This is a genomic window from Rhodococcus sp. Q, from assembly GCF_005503035.1.
GTDB lineage: Bacteria > Actinomycetota > Actinomycetes > Mycobacteriales > Mycobacteriaceae > Rhodococcus_G.
The window spans coordinates 111,790-125,189 of sequence record NZ_SCOY01000008.1 but is presented as its reverse complement, the minus strand read 5'-3'; the positions used below and the strand labels follow the sequence as shown (position 1 = coordinate 125,189).

The 13,400-nt window shown below is 69.3% G+C and carries 13 protein-coding genes; 7 read left to right on the top strand and 6 right to left on the bottom strand.

What is annotated here, in order from left to right:
- Complete coding sequence (gene dnaJ, locus FFS72_RS11245; RefSeq protein WP_137874018.1) at window positions 1–1,155, bottom strand: molecular chaperone DnaJ; 1,155 nt, start codon at window positions 1,153–1,155, stop codon at window positions 1–3.
- A 99-nt stretch (window positions 1,156–1,254) separates the two neighbouring features.
- The gene (gene hrcA / locus FFS72_RS11240) at window positions 1,255–2,280 is read right to left on the bottom strand and encodes a heat-inducible transcriptional repressor HrcA (protein ID WP_050065237.1); all 1,026 of its coding nucleotides are present in this window, start codon (window positions 2,278–2,280) and stop codon (window positions 1,255–1,257) included.
- A 175-nt stretch (window positions 2,281–2,455) separates the two neighbouring features.
- Here hrcA and FFS72_RS11235 point away from each other — a divergent pair, with 175 nt between their 5' ends.
- Window positions 2,456–2,758, top strand: a complete 303-nt coding sequence (locus FFS72_RS11235) for a type II toxin-antitoxin system VapB family antitoxin (protein WP_137874017.1) — start codon at window positions 2,456–2,458, stop codon at window positions 2,756–2,758.
- A 70-nt stretch (window positions 2,759–2,828) separates the two neighbouring features.
- On the opposite strand, the gene hemW is transcribed toward FFS72_RS11235, so the two are convergent.
- Window positions 2,829–4,040 carry a radical SAM family heme chaperone HemW gene (gene hemW, locus FFS72_RS11230; protein ID WP_249353243.1) on the bottom strand — a complete coding sequence of 404 codons (1,212 nt, stop codon included), beginning with the start codon at window positions 4,038–4,040 and terminating at the stop codon, window positions 2,829–2,831.
- A gap of 132 nt (window positions 4,041–4,172) precedes the next feature.
- On the opposite strand from hemW, the gene FFS72_RS27115 reads away from it, so the two are divergent.
- From FFS72_RS27115 to FFS72_RS11205, 6 genes are all read left to right on the top strand, one after another.
- Window positions 4,173–4,262, top strand: a complete 90-nt coding sequence (locus FFS72_RS27115) for an Ms4527A family Cys-rich leader peptide (protein ID WP_502704100.1) — start codon at window positions 4,173–4,175, stop codon at window positions 4,260–4,262.
- 138 nt (window positions 4,263–4,400) lie between these two features.
- Window positions 4,401–6,119: a nitrite/sulfite reductase gene (locus FFS72_RS11225; protein ID WP_137874016.1), complete on the top strand. Its 1,719-nt coding sequence runs from the start codon at window positions 4,401–4,403 to the stop codon at window positions 6,117–6,119.
- The gene (locus FFS72_RS11220; protein ID WP_137874015.1) at window positions 6,116–6,835 is read left to right on the top strand and encodes a phosphoadenylyl-sulfate reductase; all 720 of its coding nucleotides are present in this window, start codon (window positions 6,116–6,118) and stop codon (window positions 6,833–6,835) included. The genes FFS72_RS11225 and FFS72_RS11220 overlap by 4 nt, the downstream gene beginning before the upstream one ends.
- On the top strand, window positions 6,832–7,767 hold the full coding sequence (gene cysD, locus FFS72_RS11215) for a sulfate adenylyltransferase subunit CysD (RefSeq protein WP_137874014.1): 936 nt from the start codon (window positions 6,832–6,834) through the stop codon (window positions 7,765–7,767). The genes FFS72_RS11220 and cysD overlap by 4 nt, the downstream gene beginning before the upstream one ends.
- Window positions 7,767–9,053, top strand: a complete 1,287-nt coding sequence (locus tag FFS72_RS11210; protein WP_137874013.1) for a sulfate adenylyltransferase subunit 1 — start codon at window positions 7,767–7,769, stop codon at window positions 9,051–9,053. Before cysD ends, FFS72_RS11210 begins: the two co-directional genes overlap by 1 nt.
- A 4-nt stretch (window positions 9,054–9,057) precedes the next feature.
- Complete coding sequence (locus FFS72_RS11205) at window positions 9,058–9,807, top strand: sirohydrochlorin chelatase (RefSeq protein ID WP_137874012.1); 750 nt, start codon at window positions 9,058–9,060, stop codon at window positions 9,805–9,807.
- On the opposite strand, the gene kstD is transcribed toward FFS72_RS11205, so the two are convergent.
- The 3 genes from kstD to FFS72_RS11190 all read right to left on the bottom strand — a co-directional run bounded on the left by kstD (window position 9,804) and on the right by FFS72_RS11190 (window position 13,396).
- Window positions 9,804–11,492 carry a 3-oxosteroid 1-dehydrogenase gene (kstD, locus tag FFS72_RS11200; RefSeq protein ID WP_137874011.1) on the bottom strand — a complete coding sequence of 563 codons (1,689 nt, stop codon included), beginning with the start codon at window positions 11,490–11,492 and terminating at the stop codon, window positions 9,804–9,806. The two genes, FFS72_RS11205 and kstD, sit on opposite strands and share 4 nt — an antisense overlap.
- A gap of 64 nt (window positions 11,493–11,556) precedes the next feature.
- Entirely contained in the window at window positions 11,557–12,150 is a 594-nt protein-coding gene (locus FFS72_RS11195) for a TetR/AcrR family transcriptional regulator (RefSeq protein ID WP_137874010.1), read from the bottom strand.
- Between the two features lie 91 nt (window positions 12,151–12,241).
- On the bottom strand, window positions 12,242–13,396 hold the full coding sequence (locus FFS72_RS11190; protein WP_137874009.1) for a THUMP-like domain-containing protein: 1,155 nt from the start codon (window positions 13,394–13,396) through the stop codon (window positions 12,242–12,244).
- Window positions 13,397–13,400 lie beyond the last annotated feature (4 nt).

Genomic DNA, 13,400 nt, shown 5'->3' with positions numbered 1-13,400 from the left:
TCAGCGTCCGCTGAACGCGTCGCGCAGCCGGGAGAACAACCCACCGCTCTGCTGCGAGCCGCTGCTGACGACCTCGGCGAGGTCGCGGTCGCGCAGTGCCTTGAGATCGCGGAGGACGGCGGCCTGCTTCGAGTCGAGCTTCGTCGGAACGACCACCTCGAGATGCGCGTGCACGTCGCCACGGACACCCGAGCGGAGCTTCGGCATGCCGTGCCCGCGCAGCGTCGCGACCGATCCCGGCTGGGTGCCGGGATCGACGGTGATCTCGGTGGGTCCGTCGATGATGGTGTCGACCGTGACGGTCGTGCCGAGCGCTGCGTCGACCATGGGAACGCGGATCGTGCAGTGCAGGTCGTCGCCGTCGCGCACGAACACGTCGTGCTGCTGCTCGATGACCTCGACGTACAGGTCACCGGCCGGGCCGCCACCGGGGCCGACCTCGCCCTGCGCGGACAACCGGATCCGCATGCCGTTGCCGACGCCGACCGGCACCTTCACCGCGATGTCGCGGCGGGCCCGCACGCGGCCGTCGCCGCTGCACTTGTGGCAGGGGTCGGGGATGGTCTCGCCCGCGCCGCGGCAGGTGGGGCAGGGCCGCGACGTCATGACCTGACCGAGGAAGGACCGCTGCACGGACTGCACCTCGCCGGCGCCACCACAGGTTTCACAGGTGACGGGCTTCGAGTCGCCGTTGGTTCCGGAACCGGTGCACAGGTCGCAGAGGATCGCCGTGTCGACGGTGATGTGCTTGGTGACGCCGGTCGCGCATTCCTCGAGCGTCAGCTTCGTGCGCAGCAGCGAGTCCGCACCGGCCTGCACGCGACCACGCGGACCGCGGCGGGTTCCGCCTGCGCTGCCGAAGAACGCCTCGAACACGTCACCGAGACCGCCACCGCCGAACCCGGCGCCACCGAAGCCGCCCGCTCCGCCGCCACCCTGCTGCAGCGGATCGCCGCCCAGGTCCACGATGCGGCGCTTCTCGGGGTCCGACAGCACCTCGTACGCGGTCGAGATGTCCTTGAACCGCGCCTGCGCCGCCTCGTCCGGGTTCACGTCGGGGTGCAGTTCCCTGGCGAGTTTGCGGTAGGCCCGCTTGATCTCCTGATCGGTCGCCTTGGGCGAAACACCCAGCAGTCCGTAATAGTCCCGTGCCACGTTACGTCTCTCGTCCTCGTTGTCTGTCCACTCGAAAAAGGTCACTACGTCGAAATTCGGGGCCGTTCGACCCCTGCAGCGCCCCGACGTGGGCGCGTCTCACCGCTCGGCCAGCACCTCGCCGATGTACCGGGCAACGGCGGCGACCGACGCGATTGTTCCCGGATAGTCCATTCGGGTGGGGCCCAGCACACCCATTCCGCCGAACACGGCGCCACCCGCGCCGTAGCCGGTGGTGATCACCGACGTCCCGCGGATCTGCTCGACCTGGGTTTCCTCGCCGATCCGCACCGTCACCGACCCCGGCGTCCCCGTCGCTGCCAGCAGCTTGAGAACCACCACCTGCTCCTCGAGCGCCTCGAGCACCGACCGCAACGATCCCGGGAAGTCCGCGGCGTTGCGCGTCAGGTTCGCTGTTCCGCCGAGGACGAGGCGTTCCTCCGGATGCTCGACGAGCGTCTCGATCAGCACCGTCGACGTGCGAACCACCGCGTCCCGCAACGACTCCGGCGCCGCCATCGCCAGTTCGGACACCGCCACCGACGCGTCCGCGAGGCGCTTGCCCTCGAGCGCTCCGCCGAGCAGCGCCCGCAGTTGCGACAGCGCCTCGTCGTCGATGACGTCCCCGAGCTCGACGATCCGCTGGTCGACTCGCCCGGAGTCGGTGATGAGGACCAGCAGCAACCGTGCCGGTGTCAGTGCCACGACCTCGAGGTGCCGCACCGACGACGCCGACAGCGTCGGGTACTGCACGACCGCCACCTGCCTGGTCAGCTGCGCCAGCAGCCGCACTCCGCGACGCAGGACGTCGTCGAGGTCGACGCCGGTTTCCAGGAACTCGAGGATGGCGCGGCGCTCCGGCCCCGACATCGGCTTGACCTCGGAGATCCGGTCGACGAACTCGCGGTAACCCTTGTCGGTCGGAACACGTCCCGAACTGGTGTGCGGTTGGGTGATGTAACCCTCGGCCTCGAGGACCGCCATGTCGTTGCGGATCGTGGCGCTGGAGACCCCGAGATTGTGCCGCTCGACGAGCGCCTTCGACCCGATCGGCTCCTGCGTGGAGACGTAGTCGGCGACGATCGCGCGCAGCACCTCGAAGCGTCGTTCGTCGGTACTCGACATGCCGGCCACCTCCATGCTCGTCTCGCCCCGCGCCGCCGGGTCCCCCGCCGTGCCGCCGGGTGCCCCCGCATTCTAGTCGTCCCGTGACCACCGCCCGTGCAGCCCTTACTGTGGTGGCGCTCGACCGAGCGTCGGTGCCCACCGCACCGACCGAAACCATCCGACGGGGTGCAACATGATTTTCAAGGGTGTCCGGGACGGCAAGCCCTATCCGGACCACGGCCTGTCGATGCGCGACTGGTCGAAGATTCCTCCTCGCCAGGTCCGCCTCGACGAGATCGTCACGACGACGAAGGTCCTCGAATTGGACCGACTGCTGTCCGAGGACTCCACGTTCTACGGGGACCTGTTCCCCCACGCGGTGCTCTGGCACGGCGTGATCTACCTCGAGGACGGCGTGCACCACGCGGTCCGGTCGGCGCTGCGCAACCGCGTCGTGCTGCACGCGCGCCTGTTCGACTACGACGCCCTCACCTGACGGCTCCGCCGAGCGGGCGGTTACCGGGCCATCGGCCGAGTGCCGCCGACGACAACCACCCGTTCGGCGATCAGCTGAGGATGTCGCGGATGACACCGTCGGCGAGCAGGCGACCGCGGTCGGTGAGGACGACCCGGTCATCCGCTCGTCGCAACAGCCCCGTGTCGACGGCACGTTCGGCGGCCGCGACCTCTTCCCGCCGCAGATCCGAGAGCGGCATTCCGGACCTCAGTCGGAGGACCAGCATCACCCGTTCCAGGTGCTGGTCCTCCGCGGTGAGGGTTTCACTGTCCGCGACGGGCAGGACCCCGGACGCCAGCTCGTCGGCGTAGCGGGCGGGGTGCTTGACGTTCCACCAGCGCACCCCGCCGACGTGGCTGTGCGCGCCCGGTCCGGCGCCCCACCAGTCGCCGCCGTCCCAGTACCCGATGTTGTGCCTGCACTCCGCGCCGGGCTTCGACCAGTTCGACACCTCGTACCAGCCCAGGCCCGCGTCCGCGAGGCGGGCGTCGATGCGTTCGTAGCGGGCGGCGAGGACGTCGTCGTCGGGAGCAGGCAGTTCGCCTCGCCGGACCTTGCGGGCCAGCGCCGTGCCGTCCTCGACGATCAGCGAGTACGCGGAGACGTGATCGACGTCGGCGGAGAGCACCGCGTCGAGGGTCGCGTCGAGGTCCTCGTCGCGCTCGCCCGGCGTCCCGTAGATCATGTCGAGGTTCACGTGCGCGAACCCGGCCGCCCGGGCCTCCTTCGCCGCGGCGACAGCACGGCCCGGAGTGTGGGTGCGGTCGAGGACGCGCAGCACGTGCTGCGCTGCGGACTGCATGCCGAGCGAGACCCGGGTGTAGCCGGCGCCGCGGATGGTGTCGAAGAACTCCGGCGACGTCGACTCCGGGTTCGACTCGGTGGTCACCTCGGCGCCGGGAGCGAGACCGAAACTCGACCGGACGGCCGCCAGCACGTCCGCCAGCCCGTCGCCGCCGAGGAGGGACGGTGTACCGCCGCCGACGAAGACCGTCTGCGCCGCGGGCACGGCCGCGTCCCCGCGCCCCAGCATCGCCGCACCGGCGTCGAGTTCGCGGCGCAGCCCCTCGAGCCACGACTGCGGCGACGCCGAGGTGCCGAGTTCACCCGCGGTGTAGGTGTTGAAGTCGCAGTAGCCGCAGCGGGTGGCGCAGAACGGGACATGGACGTAGATGCCGAACGGCCGTGAGCCGAGCCCTTCCAGCGCCGTCTCGGGCAGTGCGAAGGCGGTCGTGGTCGGCTCGGTCAGGCGGGTACTCACCGCTCCAGTGTCCCACCGGGCCGAGAGTGACCCATCCCACACCGGCCACTGGTCTGCGCATTTCCCCCCAATTCGGGGGAAATACCGGATCAGGTGTCGGCATCGGCGGTGTGATCTGGCACAATCGTCGGCGTGACCGGACTTGGGATTGTGCTCGTGGCTCGACGCCATGTGGATCTCAAGCGTGTCTGTAGCTGTTGCTGTCTTTCCCATTCTGCGTAGACGCATTCTCAGCAACCCGCCAGTCCCGGCCGGTCTCGAATGTGGGCACGCGGGGACAGCCCTCCCCTCGACAGCCATGCCCCCGGTAGACCGGCGCCCGTAAAGATCCACCTGAAGCAGATCTTGGAGCGCCTCCTGATGTCGCAGACAGTCGACTCTTCACCTCCCGCGGCGGACGCCGCGCCGCGTGCGCGCACACCTCGCCCGGTCAAGCGCCGTTCCGAAGGCCAGTGGGCCCTCGGCTACCGCGAACCGCTCAACGCGAACGAGCAGTCCAAGAAGGACGACAACCCGCTCAACGTTCGCGCCCGCATCGAGGACATCTACTCGAAGCAGGGTTTCGACAGCATCGACAAGGCCGACCTGCGTGGCCGCATGCGCTGGTGGGGTCTCTACACCCAGCGTGAGCAGGGCTACGACGGCACCTTCACCGGTGACGAGAACATCGACCTGCTCGAGGCCCGCTACTTCATGATGCGGGTGCGGTGCGACGCCGGCGCACTCAACGTCGCGCAGCTTCGGACCCTCGGTGAGATCTCCACCGAGTTCGGCCGCGACACCGCCGACCTCTCGGACCGCGAGAACGTCCAGTACCACTGGATCGAGATCGAGAACGTCCCCGAGATCTGGCGCCGTCTCGAGTCCGTCGGCCTGAAGACCACCGAGGCGTGCGGCGACTGCCCCCGCGTCGTCCTCGGCTCGCCGCTCGCAGGCGAATCGTTCGACGAGGTCCTCGACCCCACCCCTGCGATCGACGAGATCGTCCGCCGCTACATCGGCGACCCGGCGTACTCGAACCTGCCCCGCAAGTTCAAGACCGCCATCTCCGGCCAGCAGGACGTGGTCCACGAGATCAACGACGTCGCGTTCGTCGGCGTCAACCATCCCGAGCACGGACCGGGCCTCGACCTGTGGGTCGGCGGCGGCCTCTCCACCAACCCGATGCTCGCGCAGCGAGTCGGCGTGTGGGTTCCGCTCGACGAGGTTCCCGACGTCTGGGAAGCGGTCGTGTCGATCTTCCGCGACTACGGCTACCGGCGCCTGCGCACCAAGGCGCGCCTGAAGTTCCTCATCAAGGACTGGGGCATCGAGAAGTTCCGTGAGGTGCTCGAGACGGAGTACCTCAAGCGGAAGCTGATCGACGGCCCCGCGCCGGAGAAGCCGGAGCGCCCGATCGACCACATCGGCGTGCAGAAGCTGCGCAACGGGCTCAACGCGATCGGCTTCTCCCCCATCGCCGGTCGCGTGTCGGGCACCATCCTGAGCAAGGTCGCCGAGGCGGTCGCGGCCGTCGGCTCCGACCGCGTCCGCTTCACGCCGTACCAGAAGCTGATCGTGCTCGACGTGCCCGACGACAAGGTCGAATGGCTGATCGACGAGCTCAAGCCGCTCGGCCTGCACGGCCGGCCGTCGCACTGGCGTCGAAACCTCCTCGCCTGCAGCGGAATCGAGTTCTGCAAGCTGTCGTTCACCGAGACCCGCAAGCGGTCCCAGGTGCTCGCACCGGAGCTCGAGGACCGGCTCGCCGACATCAACGCGTCGCTGGACGTGCCGATCACGGTGAACATCAACGGCTGCCCCAACTCCTGCGGCCGGTCGCAGATCGCCGACATCGGGTTCAAGGGCCAGCTCGTCGACGACGGTGAAGGCAACCAGATCGAGGGCTTCCAGGTGCACCTGGGCGGCAGCCTCGGCCTCGACGCCGGATTCGGTCGCAAGCTGCGTCAGCACAAGGTCACCAGCGAGGAGCTGGGCGACTACATCGAGCGCGTGGTGCGGCAGTTCGTCAAGCACCGCAACGAGGGCGAGCGGTTCGCCGAATGGACCGTCCGCGCCGACGAGGAGGATCTGCGATGACCACCGGATTGGATCTGAGCGACGCAACCGAGGCAGACCTCCGCGACCTTGCCGCGCAGGGGGCGGCGAGTCTCGAAGGTGCGTCCGCCGAGGAACTGCTGCGCTGGACCGAGGACACCTTCGGCTCCGACTACATCGTCGCGTCGAACATGCAGGACGGGGTGCTCGTGCACCTGGCGGCGCAGGTGCATCCCGGTGTCGACGTGCTGTTCCTCGACACCGGCTACCACTTCGCGGAGACCATCGGCACCCGAGACGCCGTCGAGGCCGTGTACGGGGTGAACGTCATCAACGTTCAGGCCGAGGCCACCGTCGCGGAGCAGGACGCCGCCGAGGGCAAGGACCTGTTCGCCCGCGACCCCGGACGCTGCTGCGCACTGCGCAAGGTGGCCCCGCTGAAGAAGTCGCTCGCCGGCTACAAGGCATGGGTGACCGGCATCCGCCGCGTCGAGGCCCCCACCCGCGCCAACGCGCCGCTGATCTCGTTCGACGACGCGTTCGGGCTGGTGAAGATCAACCCGATCGCCGCGTGGTCCGACGAGGACATGCAGAACTACATCGACAAGCACGGCATCCTCGTCAATCCGCTTGTCGACGAGGGATATCCGTCCATCGGGTGCGCACCCTGCACCGCCAAGCCAGCTCCCGGCTCCGATCCGCGCAGCGGACGGTGGGCCGGCAACTCCAAGACAGAATGCGGGTTGCACGCCTCATGACTGCTGAACTGACCGACATCCGGCCGACGCTCTCCGGCTCCGACTTCGACACCCTCGCGGCGCTCGAGTCCGAAGCGATCCACATCTTCCGCGAGGTCGCGGGCGAGTTCGAGCGTCCGGTGATCCTGTTCTCCGGGGGCAAGGACTCCACGGTGCTGCTGCACCTGGCGATCAAGGCCTTCTGGCCCGCGCCGCTGCCGTTCGCACTGCTGCACGTCGACACCGGGCACAACCTGCCCGAGGTCCTCGCGTTCCGCGACCACGTCGTCGAGAAGTACAACCTGCGCCTGCATGTCGCGAGCGTCGAGGAGTACATCGCCGACGGACGGCTCACCGAGCGTCCCGACGGGATCCGAAACCCGCTGCAGACCGTTCCGCTGCTCGACGCCATCGCCGAGAACCGCTTCGACGCGGTCTTCGGCGGTGCTCGCCGCGACGAGGAACGGGCCCGGGCGAAGGAGCGCATCTTCTCGCTGCGTGACGCGTTCGGTCGCTGGGATCCGAAGCGGCAGCGCCCGGAGCTGTGGAACCTGTACAACGGCAAGCACTCCCCGGGCGAGCAGGTGCGGGTGTTCCCGCTCAGCAACTTCACCGAGCTCGACATCTGGCGCTACATCGCCCGCGACAACGTCGAGTTGGCGAGCATCTACTACGCCCACGAGCGTGAGGTGTACCAGCGCGACGGCATGTGGATGACGTCCGGTGTCTGGGGCGGACCCCGCGACGGCGAGCAGGTGCAGAACCTCTCGGTCCGCTACCGCACCGTCGGCGACGGCTCCACCACCGGCGCCGTGCTGTCCGACGCCGCCGACAACGAGGCCATCCTGGCCGAGGTCGCGGCGTCCCGCCTCACCGAGCGCGGCGCGACGCGTGGCGACGACCGAGTTTCCGAAGCGGCCATGGAAGACCGCAAGCGAGAGGGCTACTTCTGATGAGTGATCTGCTGCGCCTGGCCACGGCCGGCAGCGTCGACGACGGCAAGTCCACCCTCGTGGGCCGGCTGTTGTACGACACGAAATCCGTTCTCGCCGACCAGATCGACGCCGTCACCCGTGCATCGGTGGACCGTGGGCTCGACACTCCGGACCTCTCGCTCCTCGTGGACGGCCTGCGCGCCGAACGCGAGCAGGGCATCACGATCGACGTCGCGTACCGCTACTTCGCGACCCCGAACCGCACCTTCGTCCTCGCGGACACCCCGGGGCACGTGCAGTACACCCGCAACACCGTCTCCGGTGCATCCACCGCACAGCTGGTGATCCTGCTGGTCGACGCCCGCAAGGGTGTCATCTCGCAGACCCGCAAGCACGCTGCTGTTCTCGCGCTGCTCGGTGTGCCGCGACTGGTGCTCGCGGTCAACAAGATCGACCTCGTCGAGGACCCCGAGACGGTGTTCGCGGACATCTCCCGCGAGTTCAACGCCCTCACCTCCTCGCTCGGCTGGGCCGACGAGGACGTCGTGGAGATCCCGGTGTCCGCGCTGCACGGCGACAACGTGGCCGTCCGGTCGGAGAACACGCCGTACTACAACGGCCCGACTCTGATCGAGCACCTCGAGTCGGTGCCCGTCGACGCCGAGCCGCACCGGGTGGGCCTGCGTTTCCCCGTCCAGTACGTGATCCGGCCGCGCACCGCCGACTTCCCCGACTACCGCGGATACGCGGGCCAGGTCGCGGCGGGCGAGGTCCGGCCCGGCGACGAGGTCGTGGTGCTGCCGTCCGGCATCCGCACCACGGTCACACGGGTCGACACGGCGGACGGCGAACTCGACTTCGCGCATGCCGGTCGCAGCGTCACCCTCGTACTCGAGGACGACGTCGACATCTCGCGCGGCGACACCATCGCCTCCCCGCAGGACGCGCCGGAACCGCTCGGCGAGTTCGAGGCGACCGTGTGCTGGCTGGCCGAGAAGCCCCTGCACCCCGGCGCCCGACTGCTGCTCAAGCACGGCACCCGCACCACGCAGGCCATCGTCGGCGCACTCGTCGAGCGATTCGACGAGCAGAGCCTGACCACCGAGCAGAGCCCGGCAGCGCTGCAGCTCAACGAGATCGGCAAGATCTCGGTGCGTGTCGCGGACCCGATCGTCGCGGACGACTACCGCGTCAACCGGCACACCGGCAGCTTCCTGCTGATCGACCCGGCCGGCGGCAACACCCTCGCCGCCGGTCTCGTCGGTGACGCGATCGCCGCGATCGAGCTCGGCCAGCCGGTCTAGGTCCATGACGCCGCCCCTGATTCTCGTCGCGCACGGCAGCCGCGATCCCCGCTCCGCGCGGGCGATGGCGGCCGCCGCGGCGGCGATCAGGGGCGCACGTCCGGACCTCGACGTCCGACTGTGCTTCCTCGACCTGTCCGCTCCATCGGTGGATCAGGTCATCGACACCGTTGCCGCGGAGGGCCACTCGTCCGCGGTCGTGGTGCCACTGCTGCTGGGCAGTGCGTTCCACGCCCGCGTCGACCTGCCCGGGCTGCTCGCCGCCGCCCGGTCGCGTCATCCGGGACTCGACCTGGTGCAGACCGATGTCCTCGGCGACGACGACCGACTCATCTCGGCGGTGCGGGACCGGGTCGCTGCGGCAGGCGTGACGATGGACGATCCCGGTGTCGGAGTCGTTCTCGCCGCCGTCGGGTCGTCCCGCGCCGATGCCAACGCGCGCACCACCGCGATCGCTCCGCGCCTGCTCGCGGGCACCGCGTGGTCCGGTGTCGAGGTGTGCTTCGCCACCACCGAACCGACTGTGTCGCAGGCCGTCTCCCGATTGCGGGCCGATGGGGCGAGGCAGATCGTCATCGCACCCTGGTTCCTCGCACCCGGCCTGCTCACCGACCGCATCGACGCCGCGGCCGACGAGGTCGCGCCCGGGGCCCTGCGCGCCGACGTGATCGGCGACCACGCCCTGCTCGTCGAGGTCGTGCTGGACCGCTACCGCGCCGGCATCGGTAGCGCCACGATCGCGCGCGCCGCCTAGCCTGCTGCTGCCGCTGCGTCGAGTGCCGCGAGGTAGCCGAAGACGATCGCGGGTCCGATCGTCGCCCCGGGACCGGCGTAGGTGTGGCCCATCACCGGCGCACTCGTGTTTCCGGCGGCATACAGACCGTCGATGACCGTTCCGTCGCCGCGCAGGGCTCGGCCGACCGCGTCGGTGTCGATTCCCCCCTTCGTGCCGAGGTCCCCCGGCACCATCTGCGCTGCATAGAACGGCGCCTTGGTGAGCTCACCGAGGCTGGGGTTGGGTTTGTTGGTGATGTCGCCGTAGTAGTGGTCGTATGAGCTTTCGCCGCGACCGAAGTCGGGATCGGAACCTGCCCGCGCATGGCCGTTGAACCGATCGACCGTGGCGGTGAGCGCGTCGGCGGGCACCCCGATCCGGTCGGCCAGTTCCGAGATCGACTCGGCGGCGACGATCGCCCCGTCCCGCTGCCACGAGCGAGGCATCGGCTGTCGCGCGGGCAGGCCGGCGAACATGTACCGATCCCGGTACGTCTGATCGAACACCAGCCAGGCCGGGAAGTTCTCGGCCGGGCCCTCACCCTGGCCGAACGGGCCACCGAACATCCGGTGCGTCGCCTCCACGTACGGCAACGACTCGTTCATGAACCGCACCCCGCGGTCGTTGACGATCAGGCTGCGCGGCAAGGACCGCTCGGCGAGCGCGAACCACGGCCCCTTCGGCAGAGGGATGGACGGCGCCCACCACGCGTCGTCCATGTACGACACCGTCGCACCGGCATCCAGGCCTGCGGTGATGCCGTCCCCGGTGTTGGTCGGCGCGCCGAGCGACCACGACGTGTTCACCGGCGCCCGCTGGTAGAGCTGCCGCATCTCGGCGTTGTTGTCGAAACCGCCGCACGCCAACACGACTCCGCGGCGGGCGCGCAGCACGGTCCGGACGCCGTCACGCTCGACCTCGATGCCGACGACGCGGCCGCCCTCGGTGACCAGCCCCGCCATCGCGGTACCCAGCCGAACCGGAACCCCCGCGGCGCGCACACCGAGCATCATCTGGCCCATGAGCGCGGAGCCGAGCCCGATCAGCTTCTTCCCCCGGACGCGACCCATGAAGGTCCGGGCTCCGACACCGACCATGCGTACCGGGCCGCGCCAGTGACGCAGACCCGTACTGAGCCACCGGTAGTCGGACTGTTTGACCACGACACCGAGCGGCGCCTTCGTGTAGGACGGGTGCAGCGTACGCAGGTCGTCACCGAGTCTGCGCGCGTCGAACGGCACGGGTTCACACGACCGCCCGGTCGCCCGTCCACCGGGTGCCTCGGGGAAGTAGTCCGAATAGCCTTTCACCCATTCGAGATCCAGCGCCGAATGCTCGATGAGGAAGTCGAGCGCTTCCGCGCCCCGGTCGATGTAGGCGTCGATCCGAGCGCTGTCGGCGCCCTCCCCGACGATGCTCGTCAGGTAGGTTCGCGCATCCGTGAGGTCGTCCGCCGGCGCCTGGCGTGCGAGAACGGAGTTTCCGGGGATCCACACCCCGCCGCCGGAGCGGGCCGACGACCCACCCCAGTACTCCGACTTCTCCACGATGACGGTGTCGAGGCCGCTACGGGCGGCCGTGATGGCAGCGGCCATCCCGGCGGCACCGGAACCGACGACGACGAGGTCGACCGTCTCGTGAACCTGCTCATGGGCGTGCGTCATCGCACTGACTCCTGTCGTTGGTGAATCAGATTGGTGAAAGCGATATTTCGAATGTGTGGATCGGTCAGGAGGTGATGCTCCACCGATCGCTCAGGACCGCCCCGACCGCGCCTTCGACGCACACGGGCAGGGAGGCGCCGTGGTCGTCGCCGGCGCGCAGCCATTGCAGGTAGCCGAACTCGGCGGCCGCCAGCATCAGGTGCACCAGCAGTCCCGGATTGCTGTCGGTCTCGGGATCACGTGACATGCGCTGCGCCACGAGCTCGATCAGCCTGGACCTGTGCTCGGTGGTGATCAGCGCGACCCGGTCCAGCAGGTGGGGGGCGGTACGGAAGGCCGCACGCCACTGCTCGATCTCCGGCGTTGCGAACATGGTCGACCGGGTCAGGATCGCCTGTGCCAGTGACACATCCGCGGACTCGGTGTCCGGACGCTCCTCGAGGAGCGCAACGATTCCGGCACCACCCTCCCGGACCGGGTCGAGCAGCAGATCGTCCTTGCTGCGCACGTGCCGGAAGTAGGTACTGGGCGAGACCCCGGCGGCCGCGGCGATCTGGTCCGTGGTGACGTCGTCGAAACCGTCACGGGCGAACAGTCCGAACGCCGCTCGCTGGATCTCCGCCCGAACCTGTGCGCGCTGACGTTCCCGCAGTGACATCCGAACCGCCCTTCATCATGTCGCCGGGGTACACCAACCCCGCATGATGAGAGTATCTGCCTTTGTGACAGCGACTGTCAACTTTTCGTACTCAGGCGCGGGCGCCGGCCTCACAGACGAACGCCACCGGCGTCCGACCGATCCGGGTCAGGACCACGCTCAGCGAGCGGTCACCCTTCAACTTGAGTTTCGGGCGCAGCACCGCCGGGTCGACGTCGAGACCGCGCACCAGGATCTCCGCGACGCCGCAGTCGAGCCGGGCCAACTCCTGCTTGAGTGCCTTCTCGGAGTACTTGAGCTGCACCAGGATCCGGAATCCGCGCACGCCCTCGGGCACCGAGTTGCCGGTCAGGTAGGCGATCCGTGGGTCGAGTTGCCACAGCCCGTGCCGGGCCGCGTAGTGCCGCACCAGCCCCGCGCGGACGACGGCGCCGTCCGGGTCGACGATCCACTCCCCCGGATCCTGCTCCGGAATGTCGTCGGACTCGGCGTCGGTGATCTCCCAGCCGGTTCCGTCTGCGGCGAGGACCGTCGCCCGACGCCCGACGCCCTCACCCGCGAGACCGGGCGACCACAGGCAGGCCTCACGCACCCCACCCGACAGCGAGACGATCTCCACCTCGCCGTCCCATCCGAGCTTGTCGTAGTCCAGTCCCGGGGCGCACTTGACCGCGATGTCCCGGCCCGCATACACGTCCAGCAGGTCCGGCAACGGCGGAATCAGCGCGGCGGGGTCGTGCCTGCGCTTGCCACCCGAGCGGCGGGCCGGGTCGGCGAGCACGACGGTGTCGCGGCTGCACGGCGCGAGGGCGTCGGCGCGGATCACGGTGGCGCCGGGGACGTTTCGCGACGCCATCGCCGTCCGAACCGGGTCGATGTCGCTGCCCAGAACGCGTCCCGCGGCGCCGACGAGCGCGGACAGTTCCGCCCCGACCGAGCAGGTGACGTCGTGCACGTCCCGACCCGACAGCCGAGCGGCGCGGTGACGCGCCACGACGGTCGGGGTGGCCTGCTGGAGTGCGTCGTCGGTGAGCAGCCAGCCCAGTCCGTCGAGCTTGCCCTCGGCGCGGCGTCGCAGCAGCACCGTCTCGACGAGCGCAGCCGACCGGTCGCCGAAACGGGTACGCACCCGGCCGATGTCGGCCAGGTGCGCACGCGGGGACAACTCCAGACGATCCACCTCGGCGAGGTCGTCCGCGGCGGCGCTCAGGTACCGGACGTCCTCGACGGTGAAGTCATAGCCCACCCGG